Source organism: Vagococcus lutrae (assembly GCF_003987555.1).
GTDB classification, from domain to species: Bacteria; Bacillota; Bacilli; order Lactobacillales; family Vagococcaceae; genus Vagococcus_A; species Vagococcus_A lutrae.
Window position 1 is genome coordinate 122,090 of sequence record NZ_NGJW01000004.1, and the last position, 22,626, is coordinate 144,715.

General features: G+C 35.7%; 18 protein-coding genes. 2 read left to right on the top strand and 16 right to left on the bottom strand.

The features are described from left to right. Position 1 precedes the first annotated feature (1 nt). The 16 genes from CBF33_RS04315 to CBF33_RS04390 all read right to left on the bottom strand — a co-directional run bounded on the left by CBF33_RS04315 (position 2) and on the right by CBF33_RS04390 (position 21,194). Positions 2 to 1,081: a dihydrodipicolinate synthase family protein gene (locus tag CBF33_RS04315; RefSeq protein WP_126761934.1), complete on the bottom strand. Its 1,080-nt coding sequence runs from the start codon at positions 1,079 to 1,081 to the stop codon at positions 2 to 4. Next, a complete protein-coding gene (locus CBF33_RS04320; protein ID WP_126761935.1) occupies positions 1,081 to 2,103 on the bottom strand; it encodes an NAD-dependent epimerase/dehydratase family protein in 1,023 nt (340 codons plus the stop codon). Before CBF33_RS04320 ends, CBF33_RS04315 begins: the two co-directional genes overlap by 1 nt. A 12-nt stretch (positions 2,104 to 2,115) precedes the next feature. Next, positions 2,116 to 3,117 (bottom strand): zinc-dependent alcohol dehydrogenase, encoded by a 1,002-nt coding sequence (locus CBF33_RS04325; protein WP_126761936.1) that lies wholly within the window; start codon positions 3,115 to 3,117, stop codon positions 2,116 to 2,118. Positions 3,118 to 3,147: 30 nt separating this feature from the next. Next, on the bottom strand, positions 3,148 to 4,905 hold the full coding sequence (locus CBF33_RS04330) for a sensor histidine kinase (protein WP_126761937.1): 1,758 nt from the start codon (positions 4,903 to 4,905) through the stop codon (positions 3,148 to 3,150). After that, positions 4,902 to 6,113 (bottom strand): response regulator transcription factor, encoded by a 1,212-nt coding sequence (locus tag CBF33_RS04335; RefSeq protein WP_126761938.1) that lies wholly within the window; start codon positions 6,111 to 6,113, stop codon positions 4,902 to 4,904. The genes CBF33_RS04330 and CBF33_RS04335 overlap by 4 nt, the downstream gene beginning before the upstream one ends. Before the next feature lie 123 nt (positions 6,114 to 6,236). Beyond that, positions 6,237 to 7,172: an ABC transporter permease gene (locus CBF33_RS04340; RefSeq protein ID WP_244919685.1), complete on the bottom strand. Its 936-nt coding sequence runs from the start codon at positions 7,170 to 7,172 to the stop codon at positions 6,237 to 6,239. A 60-nt stretch (positions 7,173 to 7,232) separates the two neighbouring features. After that, positions 7,233 to 8,693, bottom strand: coding sequence for an extracellular solute-binding protein (locus CBF33_RS04345; protein WP_126761939.1), 1,461 nt, complete (start codon positions 8,691 to 8,693; stop codon positions 7,233 to 7,235). Between the two features lie 30 nt (positions 8,694 to 8,723). Next, positions 8,724 to 9,617, bottom strand: a complete 894-nt coding sequence (locus tag CBF33_RS04350; protein ID WP_126761940.1) for a carbohydrate ABC transporter permease — start codon at positions 9,615 to 9,617, stop codon at positions 8,724 to 8,726. A gap of 15 nt (positions 9,618 to 9,632) precedes the next feature. Next, on the bottom strand, positions 9,633 to 11,510 hold the full coding sequence (locus CBF33_RS04355; protein ID WP_126761943.1) for a beta-N-acetylhexosaminidase: 1,878 nt from the start codon (positions 11,508 to 11,510) through the stop codon (positions 9,633 to 9,635). Further along, positions 11,504 to 13,063, bottom strand: coding sequence for an FAD-dependent oxidoreductase (locus CBF33_RS04360; protein ID WP_126761945.1), 1,560 nt, complete (start codon positions 13,061 to 13,063; stop codon positions 11,504 to 11,506). The genes CBF33_RS04355 and CBF33_RS04360 overlap by 7 nt, the downstream gene beginning before the upstream one ends. Positions 13,064 to 13,069: 6 nt before the next feature. Then, on the bottom strand, positions 13,070 to 14,983 hold the full coding sequence (locus CBF33_RS04365) for a hypothetical protein (protein ID WP_126761947.1): 1,914 nt from the start codon (positions 14,981 to 14,983) through the stop codon (positions 13,070 to 13,072). Positions 14,984 to 14,985: 2 nt separating this feature from the next. Beyond that, positions 14,986 to 15,666, bottom strand: a complete 681-nt coding sequence (locus CBF33_RS04370) for a DUF624 domain-containing protein (RefSeq protein WP_170167747.1) — start codon at positions 15,664 to 15,666, stop codon at positions 14,986 to 14,988. Positions 15,667 to 15,922: 256 nt separating this feature from the next. Next, positions 15,923 to 17,392 carry a glycoside hydrolase family 1 protein gene (locus CBF33_RS04375; RefSeq protein WP_126761951.1) on the bottom strand — a complete coding sequence of 490 codons (1,470 nt, stop codon included), beginning with the start codon at positions 17,390 to 17,392 and terminating at the stop codon, positions 15,923 to 15,925. A 16-nt stretch (positions 17,393 to 17,408) separates the two neighbouring features. Then, entirely contained in the window at positions 17,409 to 19,283 is a 1,875-nt protein-coding gene (locus CBF33_RS04380; protein WP_126761953.1) for a beta-glucoside-specific PTS transporter subunit IIABC, read from the bottom strand. A 114-nt stretch (positions 19,284 to 19,397) separates the two neighbouring features. Further along, on the bottom strand, positions 19,398 to 20,270 hold the full coding sequence (locus CBF33_RS04385) for a PRD domain-containing protein (protein WP_126761955.1): 873 nt from the start codon (positions 20,268 to 20,270) through the stop codon (positions 19,398 to 19,400). Between the two features lie 147 nt (positions 20,271 to 20,417). Beyond that, positions 20,418 to 21,194 (bottom strand): histidine phosphatase family protein, encoded by a 777-nt coding sequence (locus CBF33_RS04390; protein ID WP_170167748.1) that lies wholly within the window; start codon positions 21,192 to 21,194, stop codon positions 20,418 to 20,420. Positions 21,195 to 21,443: 249 nt separating this feature from the next. On the opposite strand from CBF33_RS04390, the gene CBF33_RS04395 reads away from it, so the two are divergent. Next, on the top strand, positions 21,444 to 21,755 hold the full coding sequence (locus CBF33_RS04395; RefSeq protein ID WP_051352984.1) for a PadR family transcriptional regulator: 312 nt from the start codon (positions 21,444 to 21,446) through the stop codon (positions 21,753 to 21,755). Further along, positions 21,755 to 22,579 carry a hypothetical protein gene (locus CBF33_RS04400; protein ID WP_126761959.1) on the top strand — a complete coding sequence of 275 codons (825 nt, stop codon included), beginning with the start codon at positions 21,755 to 21,757 and terminating at the stop codon, positions 22,577 to 22,579. The genes CBF33_RS04395 and CBF33_RS04400 overlap by 1 nt, the downstream gene beginning before the upstream one ends. Positions 22,580 to 22,626 lie beyond the last annotated feature (47 nt).

The window sequence follows — 22,626 nt, forward strand, 5'->3', positions numbered from 1 at the left end:
TCTATTTATCTCCTTTGGCTTTATCATACCATTCGTTTAAATGTGTCTGTACAAACTGATCGTCATTTAAATGTGGATAGTCTTGATAAATGCGTGCAATTTCATCTGTCTGTCCAGCACCCATTTTTTCATCCGGATTTAAACATGTATAGCTTGGCAGCAATCCTTGTTTCGCTAAAACATAATTAATGCCTGGAATGCAGCCTTCAAAATCATTATGAATATCAAAAAATGCAGCATTTGCATCCGTAATTTTGATTCCTTCTGTTAATAATGCGGCATAACCATCACCCGTCTGTTTCGCACGTTTAATTCGTTCAAATAACTCTACTGCTTTTCGTGTCCAAACTGCCCAATGTCCTAACAGACCTCCAACCACTTCTTTACGTCGGTATTCTCCTCCGACATTTGTTTCATAAACTGTTAATAAATCTGGCACGATGTTATCATCATTTCCAGTGTAGACAGCTATTTCTTGATAACGACTTGACTCACAGACAGCTCGTAAAACATCAAGTGTTTGATAGCGATTGAACGGTGCCGTTTTAACTGCTACGACGTTGTCAATCTCCATAAATCTTTTCCAAAAATCATAAGAAAAGACGCGACCGCCTACGGAAGGTTGTAAGTAAAAACCAAAGACTGGCATCACTTTTGCCACTTCTTTAGTTCTTTCTAAAAGCATCTCTTCTGTATAATCATCTAACTGTCCCATGCTTAACAAAGCGATATGATACCCATATTTTAATGCTAACTCAGCTTCTTCAAGTGCTTGTTTCGTTGGCCCACAAACACCTGCTATCTTCAAGAATGGTCGTGATAAGTTTGCTTTATCAATTTCTTCACTCGCTATTTTTAAAACGGTTTCAAATAAATTATGTTCTTTATCTCGAATTTCAAATTGTGTTGTATGTACGCCTACCGCTAATCCCCCAACCCCAGCATCGATATAATAATGTGTCAATGCTCGTTGACTCACTTCATCAAACTTTCGCTGGCTATCTAGTGCCAACGGATAGGCTGGTATCACAGTTCCCTCAAAAAGATGTTGGTTTAATTCTTTTGATAAATATTGTGTCATTAGTACTTACCTTCTCTTTCTTGAAAATGTGTTGGTTTATCTAATGTACTACCATCATTTAGAACCCATGTTGCTGTCATTTCAATCATTTCTCTAATAGTTGTTTCCGGGTAACCAAATGTTTCGTGACATTTTGATGCATTGCTGAGTAGTGCTGTTGGTTGTTCTTCCCCAATAAACGTGACTTCTTTGTTTAATTTTTCTGCTAAGCGTTCGGATAACCAACGGACGGATAAAGTTTCCGGTCCGGTGACATTCATAATGTTAGCTGGAGAGGTAGTTTCAAATAAACATTTAATAGCGATTTCACAAGCATCTTTTTGCCAAATCACATTCACATGCCCCATAGTGACATCAATCGGTTCCCCATTCATAATCGTTTGCGCAAGTTCAAGTAAAACTCCGTAGTGTAAATCGATAGCATAATTTAATCGATAGATTAAAACCTTTGTACCGTTTTCTTTTGAAAAATGTTCAAAAATTCTTTCACGGCCCAAGCAAGATTGTGCATACTCACCTAGTGGATTCGGACTGATTTCTTCTGAAGGTGCTCCTTCTGTCGTTGGAACTAAAGGATACACACATCCTGTAGAAAATGCGACAATATCGGAATCAGTAAAATATTCGCAAACTTTTCCTGGCAAGTAAGCATTAATAGCCCACGTATAAGGTTCATTTCCTGTTGCACCAAACTTATATCCGACCATGTAAATGACGTGACGAACTTTCGGTAATTTTTGTAAGTCTTCATCATTTAAAAAGTCAGCTTTGATAGTTTCAATACCATGATTTTCTAAAACTTCGCGCGATTTTTCATCCGAAAACCGTGCAACTCCATAGACTTTATGGGTCAATCCTGCTTGATTTATCGCATTCTTTAATAAGCGAGCTAAGGTAACACCCATCTTGCCACTCACACCTAAAATAAGGATATCATCCGTTAAATCTTTAACAGATTCAACTAATGAAGCACTGGGTGTAATCATTTGTTCTTCTAATTTATCAATCAATGACTGTTTCATCTCGACACCTTCCTATGATTCATATTTTAATACACGTGTTAAATGAGAGGCTCCTGGTTGATCTAATTCCTCATATGCAAGTTGATGATTTTCGAAAGGTATTACCTCAGCAAAGTACGGCGTGATAACGATTCGTTTTTCTTGTAATAACCTAACAAACTCCGCAACATTTCGTCCTTCCGTCCATCTGACATATTGATAAGGATAATCAATAGCCTGTTTTTCATAGACTGGATCGTAACGACCAGGACCACCAGCACGTGATATTTTTATATCAATTTCTTTTGAAAACATTTTAGCGCGGTCATATATTGGTTCTATATCTCCGACTATAATACTCTGTCCTTTTTTTCGTAGCCAATCTAAGCTCTGGTTGGTTAATTCTCCACCTCTGCCGGCACATAAAAAGACAGCGTCTGCTCCTTGTCCGTGAGATAGTTCATCTAATCTTTTCTCTAAATCATCATGATTGACGAACGTTTCGATACCTGTTAATTCTTCCAACAACGTAGCGCGTGGCTGACTACGGTTCAACGCTAACACTTTATACCCTGCATTTTTTCCAATTTGACTGATTAATTGTCCATAAATACCTAACCCAACTACCACAATAATTTCACCAAACTGTAAGCGAGCTTGTCTAAGTGCATGAATCGCGATTGATCCTATCCCGGATAGGGCTGCTTCCGACAGCGACACTTCAGTTGGGACTTTTGCGCATAGTGTTTTAGGAACAGCTAAATACTCACCGTGATAGACATAAGGCGCACCATAGCAGGCGACCCTATCTCCCACTTCAAATCCCGTATCTTCTCCTCCAGTTTCAACGACAATACCTGACGCACTATATCCTAAAGGAAAGGAAACATCTTGAGCATTGCGACTCATCGATAATTCCGTTCCAGGACTGATAGCTGAATAAGCTGTTTTTATCAGCAGATAATTGGTCGGTAATTCTGGTTTTTCTTTTTCAAAAAGTTTAATCTCTGCATTTTCTGCTCCGATATATTTCATGTTTTCACTCCTACTTAAATTTGAATTGTTTCATTTATCTGGAATCTTTATAACGACGTTTGTCCCTTCTCCTATAACACTTTGATAAGCAAGTCCGTAAGCTTTACCATATTTTAGGGTTAATCTTTGATTGACATTAAAGACCCCGTAACCAATTCGTGTATCTTCATCTAGAATACGCGCTAATTGAGCTTCACTCATACCGACACCGTCATCTTTAATACTTAAAGTAATCGCATCGGGAACTTTTCGCCCTGTAATCCAGATTGTCCCTTTTTTACTTTCTTTTTCTCTAATTCCATGTAAAATAGCATTTTCCACGATTGGCTGAAGAATTAAGTTGATAGTTGGATAGTCTTTTATTTCGTCATCAATATCAAAAATCACTTCAATAGCGTTATCAAATCGTTTGTTTTGAATATCAATATAGAGTTGTACATGCTCCAATTCTTTTTCAATTCGAACAAGTTGATTCCCCATGTTCAACGACAAGCGGAAAAATTTGGCTAATCTGGAAACAATATAGGTAATATCAAACGCTTGATGCTTTATCGCTAGCCAATTTATCATATCTAAAATGTTATATAAAAAGTGTGGATTAATTTGATTTTGTAAAACACGTAACTCTGCTTCTTTAATCTTAATCTCCGAATCATAACGATCATTGATTAATTGTTTCATATTTTTCAACATATATTTAAAACTCTTTTGTAATTCACCAATCTCATCATATGAATCGACCTCAACCGCTACATCCCAGTTTCCTGTTTCAACCTCACGCATATTAGATGTCAATTTATCCAACCTTTTCGTAATATCATGCGCTATTTTATACGCAACAAAAAATGTGATAAGTGCAATAAATATCAGTAAAGAAATAATAAAACGAAAAATATCAGTACTTTCTTTTACAATTTCTTTTTCTGGAATAATTGTCATAAGTTTCCAATCCGAATTGGGAACTTTCTTATAAAAAACGCGTTGTTTTTCTTCTTGAAATAGTAACTTTTCTTCACCACGGTCATATTCCATATTTATTTTCATGCCAAATGCATTTTTTTGGCCAACTTCCTTTTCACGTGTAGAAGAAATAATATTCTGTTCAGCATCTACAATTCGCGTTACACTGTTTTTCGACGCATTGACTTCTTTTAAGATAGACGTTAAATTTTGCTCCAATATATCTACAACGACCACGGTAGCGGTACCAGTATTACTATCATCTTTCAATGTTCGAGCAATTGAGAAAATAGACTGCTCTCCACGATTCATACCATAATCAAACTGATAGGTAGGTAACCAGATAATCGACCCATTCCCTGCAGTGATATCTTTAAACCAATCTTCATCTTTTACTAAATCATTGCTAATCACATAATCACTATTACCCGTAGTAATTGATGCATCGTCAATATATAACCGAATATTATTTATATTACGCGTAATAAAAATAGACTGCACTTTTTGATTTAAACGATTGTAGAGCATGTATTTTTGATACGTGTCTTCTTCTGTTTTAAACTCGTCAATCATCTCTACCAACTGTTTATCCGTATAAATTAAACTCGAAACATCTTTCGCCTCTGTTAATTTATAGTCAATAAACTGCGTCGCCTGATTAAGCGCCTTAGAAGTTGTTTTTAAATAATCTCGCATAAGAATACTGGAGGTTTTTGAATAGAAAAAATTAGCCATAATCAGAACACCCATGGCACTAATTAGTAAAAATGAAACTAATATTTTCTGTCCTAATTTCATATGATTGTAAATATGTTTAATCTTTTTCATTCGACTGCACCATGAGATTTGCGGTATTCTCTAGGCGTTTGATTCGTATATTTTTTGAAAACTTTCGAAAAATACTTTGCATTATCATAGCCTAAAATATCAGCAATTTCATATAGTTTGAGTCGTGAATCTAGCATCAATTCTTTTGCCTTTTCCATGCGTATTTGAGTCTTATATTCAGTAATCGTCATCCCTGTCTCTTCACTAAATAACGCACACATATATTGTGGCGTCACATAAACATGCGAAGATAATTCGGTATTAGATAAATCTTTTTTCGGATTTTCTTGAATCAATCGTTTGACTGTGTCGATAATATCTAACCCCGTTGAACCGCTATAAGTATGCAAATGATACGAATACGGCATCGTTTTTAACATGCTGACAGTGTCTTCGAATGATAAAACGATTTGATCGATTTCTTTCACTTTCCTACCTACTGCACCTTTAAACCGAATATTTGTATCAGTAGATATTTCCTTTAAAACAAGCTCGAGCAACTCCAACCACTTATTATTTTTAGCTTCAAAAATCAATAAGAGTCCTTCATCAGTAATCTGCGACAAATAAAATACCTGCTGTGACTCACATAGCGTTGCGCATCTTTTTTCTAGCATTTGGTAGGCTTCACTTGAGTCCGAAATGATTCTTAAAACTTGATATCCTGACCACTGTAAAAATGGACTTGGTTGGTTCGTCAACCATTTATTTAAATCTCCTTCATCAAATCTAATTTTCCCCACTAACATATCTAGCATCGTGTTATAAATTAATTGATGACTTTTCATGACTCTATGTTTTAATTTTTCATTTTCCATTCTTTGCTGTTTTTGACGCTCAATTTTGGTTGCGACATCCTTTAAAGCACGCATAAACTTTTCAATCTCTAAAGGCTTTTCAATATAAGCACAGACATTTAATTCAATGGCTGAATGAAAATAGTCCTTATCCGAATAACCGCTTAAAATAATAAAAAAACAATCGTCCACTTCGTTTTTGATTTTTTCAATCATTTGTAAGCCAGATAGTTTTGGCATCCGAATATCACAGATTGCTAAATTAGGTTGTAACTGTTTGGCAAGTGCTACTCCTTCTAATCCATCACTAGCTTCTCCTACTACTTTGAACCCAAAATTTTCCCACGGAATAAATTCTATAAGTCCTTCTCTTGAAAGCTCCTCGTCATCTATTATCAAAACTGAATACACTTGTCTTGCTCCTTTCGCATATCATTTCCTCTATGCTAAAAGTATATCATTGCTTCCCTGAGTTTCGGTCAAAATTCATGAACTGAATAAAATAGTTCAACCCTCATGCAAAGGGCTGAACTATTACCAAATACTTGAGTCAAAGAACTTCTTAGTCATCTTGTTACCTAGAACGATCAAGGCAAAGTTAATGACCGAGTTAAACAGACCGACGGCCGTTGAAAAACTGTAATCTGACGTTCCCATACCTACACGATAAACATACGTTCCAATTACATCTGCCACGTCATATACGACGGGATTATACATTACTAAGATTTGTTCCGTACCAGCTTCTAATAATCGTCCTATTCTTAAAATAAACATTAAGACAATAGTGGATGAAATACTAGGTATAGTGACATGCATAATTTGTTGAAAACGGTTAGCACCGTCAATACGTGCAGCTTCATATTGTTCTTCATCTACTCCTGTAATAGCAGCCAAGTAAACGATAGTTCCCCAACCTACTTCTTTCCAACCTTCTGTGAAAACTAACAGACTTCTAAAATACTCTTTACTCATAAAGAAAGGAATAGGATGACCTCCAAGTTTTTCAATCACAACATTGACAATTCCTCCGTTGACAGAAAGTAAAGACACAAATAGCCCTGTCACGATTACCCAAGAAATAAAGTGTGGAAGATAAATAACTGTTTGAATAGTCTTTTTAAACTTCATATTTCTAATTTCATTTAACAACAGTGCTAAGACGATTGGTAAAGGAAATAAAAATACTAGTTTTAAAACACTGATAATCATTGTATTTTTAAATATATTCATGAACTCAGCTGAAGAGAATAGTCGTCTAAAATTATCTAATCCTACCCACTCACTACCTGAAACCCCTTTAAAAATATTAAAATCTTGGAAAGCGATGGTGACGCCTCCGATAGGGATATAGTTAAATACAAATAAAAATAAGATACCTGGTAATAATAATAAGTACAGCTCCCAGTCTCTTTTGATAGCTGAAAGGAAAGTGTTTTTTTTCTTGTTTTTATTCACTGACATTTCCATTGCTTTTCCCCTTCACATTAAGGTTGCAACGGTTAGAGAATCTAACCGTTGCAGTCCTATTTATTTATTAAACTCTTTTAACCAAGCATTATAGTCTTCTTTAGATTCTAATCCACCTTCATTTTCCCAATCTTTTAAGAAATCTGCGTATGGTTTTGCTGATTTCTTATCAGAAATAGCATTGATGATATAGTCTGACTCTAGTGCTTGTAAGCGTTGGCTATATCTTGATGCTTTTTCTAATGGTGGAGCCATTGTTGTCGCTTCTTCTTTACCATACTCGACTTGTGCTTGCATTTTATCAAATGTTTCTGCCATAATTGGATCTTTTCTTGTTCTTAATAACCAATATTCTTGATAATCTTTCGCAATAGATGAAGTCATAAACCAGTCAGAGTTATTACGATCATCAGCAAAAGCTGGTAAAACAGGTTGCATTTTTCCATCTTTCATTTCCCAATGTTTGCCTTCTTGACCAATACTTGCATCTTTAAATAATTCAGACTCTAACTTCATATTTAAATATTTAACAGCGTGTTCTTTATTTTTAGATACTTTTGGTATCGCAATAAACCAGCTAACACCTGTTCCTTCTAACCAGGCACCTTGTTTTCCATCTGGACCTTTTAATCCCATAATCAATTCGATATCAGCATTAAATTCCTCTTGGATAACCGGTAACACAACAGCAGACATTCCCCAACCATAAGAAGCTAGGATTGCAGCTTTACCACTTGTAAACTTATCACGTGCTTTCTGAGAATCATTGATTGGCCATTCTTTGTCAATTAATTCTTCATCATATAGCTTTTGCATAAATTGAATGTAGTCTTCCATTCCTTTTTGCTCGACACGATTTTTAATTTTACCGTCTTCTTCAAACCAAGTAGCATTAACACCAAATGCACCACTAATTTGATGTAAAATCGCTTGGTCTCCTGTCATTGGAATTAATCCTGTTTTTTCCTTAATTGCCACTAACAAGTCATAAAACTCATCAATCGTTTTAGGTACTTCCATTCCTACTTGTTCTAAAATATCAGAACGAATACCTAACGCATCTCCAACAAATGGACGTGGGGCACGTTCAGGGATACCGTATGTTTCCCCATCAACTAAAGCTGCTTTCCAGCTATCTTCACTATTAGCTTTTAGGATATTGTCACCATATTTTTCTAATAGTTTATCTAAAGGTTCTAATGCCCCTTCTGATGCCAATTTATTATATTGAGTGGCAGATAGTTTCAAGATGTCAATTTCTTCTTTGTTTGCCATCATTAAGTTTAACTTATCATCTGTATTTTCCATCGGTAAAACTTCATAGTTAACTTTATAACCTGTTTTTTCTTCTAAAAATTTTGCCATAGGATCGGCATTAGGGTCAAAGTTCCTTTTAAACCCTAGTTGACGTAATGTTGGTTTTTCGTCACTCACTTCACTTGTTTCTTTCTTTGTTGAGCAACCAATCAAAACAGTTGAACACAGTGCTAACATTAAAGCAATCTTTCCAAATTTCTTCATTTTCTTTCCTCCTATTTTGTTTTCTATAGTTTAGCCTTTAACAGAACCAATCAAAACACCTTTCACAAAGTATTTTTGTAAAAATGGATATACTACAATAATTGGTACTGTAGCGGCAACAATAGACGCTGCTTGTACTGCTTCGGGTGAAGAATTAAACATGCCATTAATATCAGGTTCATAACCTGCTTGATCTAAAACATCCTTAGTCGAACTTACAAGTTCTTTCAAATAGAGTTGTAATGGCTTCAAATCTACTTTTGTAATATAAATCATCGCGTTATAGTAACTATTCCAATGAGCTACAGCAAAGAATAAACCGATTGTTGCAAGTACCGGTTTGGATAGCGGTAATATTATTTTAAATAAAATTTCAAAAGTTGAAGCACCGTCAATCCGAGCCGACTCTTCTAAACTATCAGGTAATGACTCAAAATAGTTTTTCATGATAAGCATGTTATAAACATTTACTAATACTGGTAAAATCAAGACCCAAAAGTTATTTACTAAGTTTAACTTTTGCATTACTAAATATGTCGGTATCAACCCACCATTAAAAATCATCGCAAATACATAGTACAGTAAAATCCATCTTCTCCCTTTAAGATGTGGTTTCGACAATGGATAAGCGATTGTAATCGTCATCAATACACCTAAAACAGTTCCTATCAATGTTACGAGAATAGAAATTTTAAAGGCGTTTAGGAATTGTGGATTTCCTAATACAAATTTATACGTTCCGGTTTGAAATTCTACTGGGAAAATGGTTACTTTTCCTGATATCAATGCTTTTTCACTAGAAAATGATTTCGCAATTAAGTTCAAAAAAGGAAAAATAGTCGTAATTCCCATTAAGATGAAGAACGTATAGTTAAATACGTTAAACACACGTTGCGATATAGATTGATTTTTTCTTTTTTTCATCTGTTTGAAAACCTCCTAAAGTGACGTTTCGGAGAGATGATAGCGTCTTGCTCGATCAGCTAACTCATAGAAGGTATGGGTTACTCGATTTAATTCACTTTCTCTATTTCTTATTCGCCACACTTTTTTATAACGTTCTACTGCATACTCTATGTCAGATGCTACGTCACAACCAGATCGGGATAGAGGTACATCTGGCACATTCATTTCATATTTCATTAAAAACAGAAATGCTTCTTGTGTATATAACATCAAATCGGTCATGACTAGCCACTCATTAAAATCATTGTCAAAACGTTTTGGTAGTCGTGTACCAGCCACTAATAATTCTTCTTTTAAATTTGGAAGCTCTTGAATAGCTTTCATAATTTCTTGTACATCCAATTGCTTCATAATAGGAAAATAGGGTTCCAATACTTCAGGGTTGCCGTATTCTCTTTCAAGATGAAAATTGATATACGACCAGTTTGCAGGTTGACATTGAGAAATTCGCCTCAATATAGAGAATAACTCTGAATGACTCTTTCCATATAAGGAAGCAGATATTTTCGGATCATCCGTTTCATCTGTTCCCATAGCATCAGGGTTCCAAGCTAAAGCTGCTCCGTAAATGAACATTGGATAAGAAGAACCAAGTAAATTGACATGTCCATGGTCACCCCAATCCGTATTCAAAATGCCATACGCGTTGTTTTCTTTCGCATAAGTTACCATTTTTCTAATATTAACTGAACTATTATCGTACCAATTAATAATTCGATTCCAACCTGTTGTAGACGGACAAACATATTGAGGAACACCTGATTTTGCAATTAATTCAGTATTCGCACTTGTTTCATTTGCCGAATATCCCCAGTTTAAGCAAATCACATCTTGAGGTATCTCTTTTAAAAGTTCTGGGTGTTTGACAATAATATCTCCCCAAAACATCACTTGTTTACCATTTTGTTGAACAATTTCTATCAATTGTTTTAAATAATCTACGTATAATCTTCCAACGCCTTTTTCTTCTGCTAGCTCTTTATTTTTATATCGACCTAAATCAAATGTTTCATCTCCGCAAATGTTAAACTTATCGGATTGAAATAGAGGGATAAAACTTTCTATAAGGTACTCTGATAATTCAATACTCTTGTCATGACTAACATCCAATGTATGATGTGCCATTCGATTGACAAATGAGAACGGCTCATTCCTATCGATAGGCTTTTCTGATAAATCTGAAAAAGTTTGACTTCTAAGTATTTCATACATATGTCCGAACGTCGCAAGAGAAGGAATCAATTCAATATGATGTTCGGCAGCATAGCGATCAAGTTCCATAATATCCGCTGCAGATAGTGCATCTTTATCTCTAAAAACTTCACTCAATTCTTCAAATAAAAAGCTATGTTCAATATATAATTGCATCTCGTTTATTTTATACTCACTAAAAACATCAATCATTTCTTTTAATGTTTCGAGTGTTGGCACTTTTCCTCGAGTCACATCATAATAAACACCTCTATGTGAAAAATAAGGCTCGTCTTGAATCTCCATAAACGATAGTTTAACGCCTTCATAACGAATGATTTGTAATAATGTCATCAGTCCATAAAACCAACCTCTATTACCACTCGCACTCAGCGTAATATTATCACTTATCTTCAGTGAATACTGTTCTTCACCGAGTTCCTCACACCAATCAAATCGAATACCACGTGACCTTTTCGAAGGTTCTGTTATAATTGGCAACTCAATATTAAGTTCTTCCTTTACCCTTCTTTGAAAGTACTTCGCGTCTCTCATCGTCTGATGTGTTTGCCTTTTTGGCAATATAATTGGTGTTATCGCATCGATTAAAAAATAGCCTGGCTGTTCGTTGATTGTTTTCGGTTCCGGTAAGATTACCATTCAATTTCCTCGCTTTCTAAATCGCTCGGCCACTCTAGCGTGATGCCTGATTGTATTAAATAAGACTGGAATTCAATGAGCAACGACGTATTCTGTCTGATATCGCGTGGTCGAACTCCTTTTTCCAATGCAAAGCTAGCTAACAACCCACTAACTTCTCCTATATTCCACTCCACAGGATGTAATCGATAACACCCATTTGTAATATGTGTCGTTCCTATATTTTTACATCCGGGTATTAAATTCTCAGTTTTAATAGGAATCATACTACCCAACGGTATTTGAAAAGGATAACTTTCCATATCAATATAAGTACGTTGTCCAGTACTTGGATGTAAATCTAAATGATAATGACCAATTCCAACTGAATCATAAAATGTCTCTGCTGTCTGAGTTGCTCGCATTTCAGCGCCAATATGCTCTTCTAGAACTGTAAACTCTGAAATAATGCGACGAGATTCTCTGATGTACGGCTTCATCGCAAATCCGTCTTTTGTCCCCATGACATCTCCCCGTGGCTTCAAATTCGGATAACCTTTGCCGTCAGCTTCTGTTTGTAACCAATACAAGAAACACTTTGATATTTCTTTTGCTTGATTATAGTGATATCGTGCTTCATCTTCAGGGATTTCATACAAAGGCCCTCCCCAGTAGTCATTCTGTGGCCAGTTGACGAGTGTTATATCAGCCTTTAAGTAATCTTTTTCAAAATTATCTTTACTTAGTATTTTCCGATAATCAAATAAATTAATGGTACCTTCTCTTCCATCAAGACTTCCATGAACAATGTTTAATGTATGAGGTTCAGGATAGGCCCATGATAGTTGTGAACCTGGCCAAAATTCAGATAGATGTTGTTTATAGTAGTCATAACGCTCTGGTTTATCAATCGTATAATCACCATCTTCTTCTAGTGACACTGCAAAACACCACGTCACTGCTTGCATATCCAACGGATCATAATGCTCACACGCATGATTTTCGCCAGTCATTTCTTTACTCTCACTACCTGTTACATAATCAGTCCCTGATAACGGTAATAAATCACCACATTCCGTTGCATCGATAAAATAATCGGCTTGTACTTCATATTCTTCATTTACATAATGAATTATTGCCGATGTGACGATATCATCATTTTTTTTCACTGATTTCACTTCAGCCCGGTACCAGATGGTCAGTTGTCCATTACTTATATAGGGTGATAACATATCCAACAATATCTTTAAACTGACTCGTGGTTCATGACAAATGGAGCTAACCCAACCTTTACCTGGATTAAAATAAGGATTGTCTTGTTCGTCTTCTTTTACAGGATAATTTTTCTTATAATAGTCTCTTACTCTCCGACGATATTCCATGTAGCTTGATGTCCCGCCTACTTCTTCTATATAAGTATGCTCATCTGGTGGTACCCCTTGGCTAGTTACCTGTCCACCAATCCACAAGCTATCTTCTACCATTAAAACCTTCTTACCTTTTTTAGCAGCGGCTAAAGCTGCTGCTACGCCGCCAAAACTACCGCCTGCAATGACAATATCTACTTTTTGCATTTACCTTTATTCTCCTTGCCATTTCGCATTCTTTATTTTTTCTTCAAACTCTTCTAACATTAAGCCAAACAAAGTACCCGCACCTATTTGAGCCACTGTCCAACCGGATTCGATACAGTATGGGCCCCAACCTTTATCAGCTGGTGAACCAAAATATTCAAACAATTCAGGATCAAACCCTCTCGCCCATGCTCCATCTAATTTTTTATCATTCGACTTCATTTGACTCCTGTAGAAAAAGTCCGTAATGAGATTAAACTTATCTTCATAACTTGTTTCCTTTGTAACTAGATAAGCGAAAGAAAACGCAAGTGGTAACCAGTTATTCGTATACAACAAGTCGGCAATCGTATCACCATTATGTGACAATAACGAACACTCACCATCTCCTTCAGTATTCCGCATAACAGCGAGATATCCTTCATCCCATTCTAAATAACATCCTACATCGGTCTTTCTTTTTTCTAAACTTGTCATAATTTTCTCTAAAAACCGTTTGTACTGCTCATTTTTTGTTACAAAGTAAGCCATAGCTAATGGAAAAATAAAGCGCGCCTCTTCCTGAGTTTGACTTTGTTCACGTAGCGTTTCAGGATATGCTTGCATGAGTGTTCGCAGCCCTTTTTCAGCGGTGTTTAAATATTCTTCATCTCCGTACAGATAGTATCCTAACAGTAAAGCAGCATGATAATAAGCATTATAGTGAACACTTACAAATTCCTCATTAAAGGTTTGTAAATACTCAACATGCTCTGAATCATACAAATCCTCCAATTCGACTCTACCTTTTCTTAATCCCGTAGGCCCGGTTGTTTCTACCAAGTGAGTCAAAATGGATTGAGCCTCACTTCGGTTATCTTGTGACTCATGTAAAACATCAGATAGCATTAATGGAATCACCATTCTCGCGGCATCATCCCCATAACTACTTTGATAAGAAACATTAGACCAACGAACGAATCCTTTCATCTTTCCACTAGTTATAATAAACTCTTTCTTCAACTTATCTTGAAGCTGTTTACTTACTTCTAAAAAATAATCGTCCTTAAAATAAACACTAGCTAAGTCGTATAGTAAGGCAGCTTCCCCCATACAATCTGCTCGAATTGTTTCTGCTCGCTTTTGAATTCCTAAATGATTTATTTCTGTGGCAAACCCTTCATATACCCCACCAGCTCCATCTCTTATTAAAGTGCCTGAATGTTCAAACCAAGACAATGCTCTTTTAACTAACTTTTCTTGTCTTTCTTGTCTCGACTCCGCTTTATTAAATGGGTAAAATGAATAAATCGGTTCTAAATCTATTTTGATAATCTCTTGATCGGTAACCCATTCTAAAATCGAGCTTATAAGTGCTTGAACTCGTGCAGCAGGTGTGTACCTATTACGATGAAAATTAGCTAGCTGAACTGAAGTGTATAACACATTCTCTCTCTCAAAGAAACCAGCATATTGACTTAACGGTTTCTTCTCTTTTAACGTATCATCTGGAACAGCGCTATGAACATGTTCAGTAGAAAAAGCAAGAAAAGGAGTTCTTTCTCTTTTAACTTCTTGAAAAGGTACCACTCTTAAGGTCGCTTGATCATCCATTATTTCTCCAGCCTTCAACCCCTCAATATCTTTCCCTAGATAGACTAATCTTTCGAATCGAGAATTCGTAACATCTTCCATGGTGACAGTATTAATACCGCTTACAAACTCTGCCCAAACTTTCTTTCCACTTTCGATAAATGTTTCAATTTGAGAACGTTGATAAGAATCAAAGGATAGAGGGGCTTCATATGTTCCACCTAGTATGACTAAGCTAGAATAATCTTCTAACGTTTGAAACGCCGGATTTATTATTTGATACTCTATAAAATTTTGAGATAAAACTTTTGTCACATCATTTTCTTCTTTTGCTATTACACCAATCACTTCTATACAATCCCTTCTGCTTTTCGCCCTTCATTTGTGTGATATTTAAAAATATCGTGTCTTACTTGTTTGGATGAACTTACAGCTATTTTTCCTACAAAACCAAACATGACTAATAATATGAAATTTGCACCCGTTAAGTACATTAATAAAAAAGCAAATAGAAACCCAAGTGTTAGTAAACTCGTTTTACTTAATGGAAGAAAAAACTTTACTATTAATTGAAATATTTGTGATAGTGAAAAATTAAAGTTTGAAATAATCACAGTATAGGCAAATGTTACGACTAAGCAAATGAGCATGACAATTAAAAACAAAATGCCTAACATTCCCGATATTTTAGAGAAATATAAATAGTCTGAAAAAAGGATAATAAATATGAGATTCATAATAGCGCCCATTTGAAAAGACTGTTTGGCACTCTTTTTGTAACCAGTCCAATAAGATTTAAAAATGTTCTCTCGTTTATACCGATTACTATAGGTATAAATCAGTGCTGAGAATGCGGGCCAAACGAACAAAAGTGCTATATAAATTGATGCTAATATTACAACAGGTTGGTTCATTTTAACAAAAAATAATAATGCTAAACCTGGTATGTTTGATAGAAGAAATAAAAAATTACCTAAAATCAAATCCCACAATTTAACACTAAACTTATAAAATCCATGAACTTCCGACACTTTGAAACCGCCTCCTCTTATTACTGTTTTAATTTTATCAAATGTAACCGTTTTTTGTATGCGTTTTATCATGTTGGTTAATTCAATATACCTTATATTAAAATAGTGCACCTTTTTTGCTAAAAGCTACTAAAGTTCCCATCTTGTTAGTAACTGTACGAACACATGAAAAAAGCGATACTTTCGTCTTTATAACGAAAGTATCGCTTTTCATTTTATTACCTTAGAAATAATACTTTACTACTTAAACTCATTCTTACAGTTTTTCTCCGTTGCTTGCAATGACATCTTTATACCAGTAAAACGAATCTTTACGGTAGCGTTCTAATGTCCCTTCACCTTTGTCATCTTGATCAACATAGATAAAACCATAACGTTTAGACATTTGAGATGTACCACAACTGATTAAATCAATACAACCCCATGTCGTATACCCCATCAATTCAACACCATCTTTTATAGCTTCTTTCATTTGAGCAACGTGTTGTCTAATATAGTCGATTCGATAGTCATCATGAACGCGACCCTCTTCTGTTAATTCATCCTTAGCTCCTAATCCATTTTCACACACGAACAATGGTAGCTCATAACGATCATATAATTTCATTAATGAAATGCGTAAACCGATTGGGTCAATTGGCCAATCCCACTGTGATAATTCTAGGTGCTCATTTTTAATCGGACTGTCAAATGATCCTGCTAACTTATCTGCATCCTCACGTGCTTCTGTTACGTGTGACATATAGTAACTAATCGCAACATAATCAATTGTTCCTTCTTTTAAGATTTGAGCATCTTCTGGTTCCATCTCTAATTTAATCCCATTATCATGGAAATAACGCACCATATAGGTTGGATACTCACCACGCGCTTGAACATCTGGATAGAACATGTTTAGCTGATTTGATTTTAGCGCTTGTAATTGGTCTTCTGGTTTTGTTGTACGAGCATAAGACTCAATTTGGTTAATCATACATCCAATCTTAGCGTCTGGCATAATTTCGCGTGCCGCTTTCACTGCTAAAGCACTTGCTAAGAACTGATGATGTGAAGCTTGATACGTAACTTGTAACTTATCTTCTGGTTTAATCAAGTCTTCTAAAACACCCGCTCCTGTATATAACGAGTTTAAGTTCATGTTCATCTCATTAAACGTGATCCAGTATTTTACTTTTGATTTATAGCGTTCGAATAGAACACGCGCATATTTTTCAAAAAGTGGAACTAATTCACGACTTGCCCATCCGTTATATTTTTCTGTTAATGTAATAGGCATCTCATAATGTGACATAGTCACCAATGGCTCAATACCATATTTCGCGCACTCATCAAAAACTTTGTCATAAAATGCTAACCCTTCTTCATTTGGCTCATCTTCTAACCCTGTTGGGAAAATACGCGCCCAAGAAATAGAAAGTCGGAATGTCTTAAAGCCCATCTCTGCAAATAATGCGATGTCTTCTTTATAACGATGGTAAAAATCAATTCCCCAACGTTTTGGAAACAGATATTTATCTGGATTTGCTTTATATTCTTCTAACTCTTTTGAGGAAACGTTAAACGTAAAGTTATCAACTTTTCCTGAAGCATATGGATCTTTATATGCCGCATAGTCAGAAGTAGACATACCTTTCCCACCTAAGTTATATGCGCCTTCAATCTGATTGGCTGCTGTTGCGCCCCCCCATAAAAAGTCCTTTGGAAATCCTGTTTGTAATTCTTTCATTCTATATTCCTCCTATTTATTTAATCGCAACCAAAATTTCTTGATTGATTGCGTTAATCGCTGTTTTATTAGTTGTCGTAGGGACTACATCTAAAAAATTAGGTGTGTTTGTCACGACGACAGGTGAAAATAAGTTAATATTTTGCGCTTTTAGAAACGCGATATCAAAGGTTAACAGTGAATCGCCTTGTTTAATTGCTGCTCCCTCTTCCACAAGACGTTCAAAGCCCTTACCTTTCAAATCTACAGTGTCCAATCCAACATGGATTAATAGCTCCACACCTTCGTCAGATAGGATACCTATTGCATGATTAGTAGGCGTTGTCATCGTAACCGTTCCGTTAAATGGAGCTTTTACTAAGCCTTCTGTTGGATAGATACCGATACCTTTTCCTACAATACCTGAAGCAAAGGTTTCATCTGGACACTCTTCTAATGAGACGACTTCCCCTTTTAAAGGTGAAACTATCGAGATAGGTCCCTCTTTATCTTGAATTTCTACGACGGTTTTCGTCTCTTTTTCATTAGGCTCAGAGGCACCCGTATCAAATTTTAATACAAGGGTCATCACTAGACCGATAGCAAAACTAGCGCCCACTCCCATCAGTGCAAACAATAAGTTGTTTGATTGACTATCCAGGTACGTAGGAATTGCTAGCACTCCAGGGACGGTAAAGCTCATCGCTTTAACTGTGAAGGCTCCAAATATCGCGCCCCCTACAGCGCCTCCCATCATACTGGCATAGAAAGGTTTTTTTAGTTTCATCGTTACCCCGTAGATAGCTGGCTCGGTAATTCCAAACACAGCTGGGATAAAAGATGAAAAGGCTAATTGTTTCATCTTGCTATCTTTCGTTTTGATAAACACGCCTAAAGTAGCTCCCGCTTGCGCTAAGTTTGCCACTAAGTTCATTGGTAGTAACATAATATCATAGCCAAATTTTTCAAAACTTGCAAATGTTCCTGGGAAAAAGGCATAATGCATACCAGTAATGACAATCAGTGGCATTAAGCCACCCATCAAAGCACCTGCTAATGGTCCAGCAACATCAAATAGTGTCGTAAAGAAACGTTCTAAATAAGAGCCAATCGTTGTGCCTAATGGTGCAATAAATGCTAGTAAAATCGGTGCAGTGATCAGTAATGATAACATTGGAACAAAAATAATTGACAGTGAGCTTGGCACCCATTTCTTCATGTACTTCTCTACATAGCTTAATAACCAAACGCCTAAAATAATCGGAATAACTGACGAAGCGTAATTATTCATTGGGATCGTGAGACCAATGAACTTCAGACTAGCAATCTCACCAGATGCTGCATTTTCCAAAAAGGTTGGATACATTAAAATACCTGCTAATGCAACGGCTAAAGATTGATTTGCCCGAAACTTATTTGCCGCAGAGAATGCTATGAGAAACGGTAAGAAATGAAACGCAGCATTTGAAATAGCATCTAGTACAGCATATGTTGAACTTTGATCAGATAATAAGTTAGTCGCAACTAAAATAGTCATTAACCCTTTTAGTAAACCACTTCCTGTGATGGCAGCTAATATCGGATTAAAAATACCCGATATCACATCAAATATTCTGTCTAGTATATTTCCCTTTTTACCTGAAGACTGACTATCATTATCAGCGCCATCTCCTATTATGTGGTGAATTTCTTCGTAGACATTGGCAACCTCATTACCGATAATGACCTGAAACTGCCCACTTTGAAATTGTGCGCCGATAACACCTTCTAGTGCCTTGATTTCATCTAATTTTATTTTATTGTCATCTTTCACATTAAAGCGCAGTCTTGTAATACAATGCCAACATTGGCTAATATTGCTTTTTCCACCCATTTTATCAATAATCGTCTGAGCTAATTCTTGATGATTCATGTTTTCCTCCTTTATCTGAAAAAAATAACCTAAGCAAAAGTCTCCGATGGTATACGAACTCATCTTTAACTTTCGCTTAGGTTAATGCCTTTCGTTGCACGCCTTTTGCGATTTTTATTTTACTGTTTTAATTGGGGTTTGTTGTGTTTCTTCTACCACTCTTTCGATATGAATAATGAGGTAAATCATCTCATCATCACTCACATCAATGTGATACTCTTTTTTCAACATTTCTCTAATCATAAGACCACAGGCATAGCTTTTTGGATATTGTGATTGAATAATTTCATATAATGTTTCATTTTGACTAATAGGTAACTGTTGTTGATGAAATTGTCGATTCATAAAGTAACGTATATGTGTGACGAAACGTGAATATGAGATACTTTCCTTGTTTAATGAAATATCAAATAATGACTGAATCGTACGCACGATACTTTTAGTAATCTGAGCAATCATCATTGTTTCATTCATCGAATCAAAATCATTTTGTGCATTCACAAAATGTAACGCGATAAAAGAAGCCTCACTCTTTGGTAAATTAACATTCAGTGTTTGATTAATTACTGCTAATGCCTTAAGCCCCATCTGATATTCTTGATAGTACAGAAAGGGAATCTCCCACTGCAACGTGTTTTCATCTAACAACTGGTCATGATCGAGTCGTTCAACAGCAGCCTGTATATGATCTGCTAATGAAAAAAGAAGTGTCGCATTTAAATCTTTTTTCAGCTCTGTTTCTACCATATCAACAATCGTTTCTGTCAGTGTTAAAACTTCTGGTGATATGTCTGCTATCATTGACGGTGTCGTATGGTTGAATTCTTTAGATCTGAAAATCTTTGTGATGTTAGCGTCACTGAGTTCATCACCTTTTTTCTTTTTAAAACCAATCCCTTTTCCAAATAATACTAATTCTTCATCATGTTGATCTGTCGCTAAAACTAAATTATTATTAAGGGATTTTACAATGGTATAAATAGCCATCACCTCTCATTTTAGCAAAAAAAAACACCAAACCAAAGTATCTCACGTACTAATTGGATTGGTGGTGCCTGATCGAGTCAGTTACACTCCTTCTATTTGATTTCATCTTAACACATAAAGAAAGCGATGTCAAACACTTCTTTCGTTTTACTCAATATAAGATGTGTCTCCGATAGATTGTACATCAAATGAACCATCTTTGTAAATGACTTTAGAAACACTTGCATTTGGTAAAGGACGGTCTGTATCTTCATCTGTCAGATCAGATAGAAACGCACTAATAGCCATACCATGAGACACAACTAGAATATTTCCTCCACCCTTTTCCTCTACTTCTTTCGCTATGTCTGTCAATTGACCTTGAACACGTTCACGTAATTCAGCATAAGTTTCAAATTGACCTGTTTCGTCATTTTCCGCCATCGCATCCGTAATTTTTTCTAAACCTAACACTTTTAAATTCTCTTTTACATCTGCTTCATCTTTATACCCTAGAGTTTGTGCAGCTTGTCCCCACATGACCTCATCTAAGTCACCTTCAAACTTACCAAAAAACATTTCTCTTAAATCACGTGATTCATTTATTACAGTATCTTTTTGTCCCAATTCTTCTAATACAAGTTGCGCTGTTTCCCTTGCACGACCAGCATCACTTGAATAAACATAATCAAAAGTTAATCCTTCGTCTTTCAACCCTTTACCAAGTTCTTTGGCTACCTCGATGCCTGGCTCTGTCAGTGGCGTGTCACTCCAACCTTGAACTTTTTTCATCTCATTAAAAATTGTTTTCCCATGTCGTGTTACATAAAGAACCGTCTCTTCCTTTTTATCGTCTTTCGCTTCTTCTTTTGGTGTTACTTTTTGGCAACCTCCTAAAACTAATACAGAAGTCACTAAAACTAATAACGTTTTCCACTTTTTCATTTCATTCATCCTTTCTCATAATAAAAAATAGGCACTACTTTATAAAACGACTTCTCGCTTTACTAAGTAGTGCCTAATTAAATAGTTACACATTAGTTTTGATGATCATCGACTATAATATACAACAAACTGAAAACGGTGTCAATCTCTATTTTCTCATCAAATTAAAATGTATCCACTTGTAATATAGCCAATATGGATATACAATAGTTTATACATACTAGAATTAGTTATGAAAGAAGTGACATAATGGCAGATAAAAAAGATCTCACTATTCCACTTAATTACTCAGGATATTTAATCCTACACAGCTTACAAAAGCCAGCTCACGGTTATCAGATGATGCAATATATCGAGAGCGCAACAGCCGGTCAGTTGACTGTAGGGCCCGCTACAATGTATCGAACTATTGCCGATTTTCTCGAACGTGACTACATCCAATTAGTTTCCGAAGAAGGCGCACGTAAACAATACGTTTTAACAGAACGTGGCAAAGCGTTATTAGAAAAACAAGACAAGTTTATTGAACTCCTATATAACATGACAAAGGAGAATCCATGATGAAAAAAATAAGAATTTTTATTCCAGGTAGTTGGAAAGAACGAAGATATATCGCTAAAATGAATGCGAAAGGTTGGATGCTCACAGGTGTAAAAGGCTTGCGCTATTATTTTCAATCCCAAGATACTTCCACTTTCGCCGATAATCTATCGATTGATTTCCTCTCGACATCATTGACATCAGAAGAAAATAAGGTACTCAGTCACGAGTATAAACATTTTGTCGCACGTAAAATACCATTCTATCAAGCTACCGTGATTTATCTCTATGGTACTCATTCTCCAAATACGATTGAGCTTAATGAACATACGAAGACAGAGTTAGACTTTTTAAAACAATTCGCTAGTGATGTGCTTAACTTTAAAAATATAATGATTATCACATTCATGTTAGTCTGGACGCTCTTACTTACACTGTCCGAAACCCAAAAAATAAGTCTGCCTTTTTTCGTGGTTCAACTTCCGCTTATCGCGTTATTCATCATTTGGATTTTATCTATTATCACACGCTATCAAACGAAGAAAAAAATCACTTTTTTAGAAAAACAATCCGGTGTGTTTAATGAAGATTGGGCACCTACTCGGACTATTGTCTTACGTAATCTCTCTCAGCAACCTAATATCGATGCTTTCTCTTTTCTAGGCAAGTGGCGGTTTATCACAGCCAACAAAAAAGGCAATACATTTTATTATCAACTACAAAGTCACTATTCGGAAGATGATATCAAAGCCACCATCATGGAGGAGCTAGGCGTAAAAGAGCATCAGATTACAGTTGTCTCACAACTCGGACTCTTCCCGATAGGTTGGTTTGGTTTTTCTTAAACATATAAAAACAGAGTGAATTTTTTATTCACTCTGTTTTTTATTTT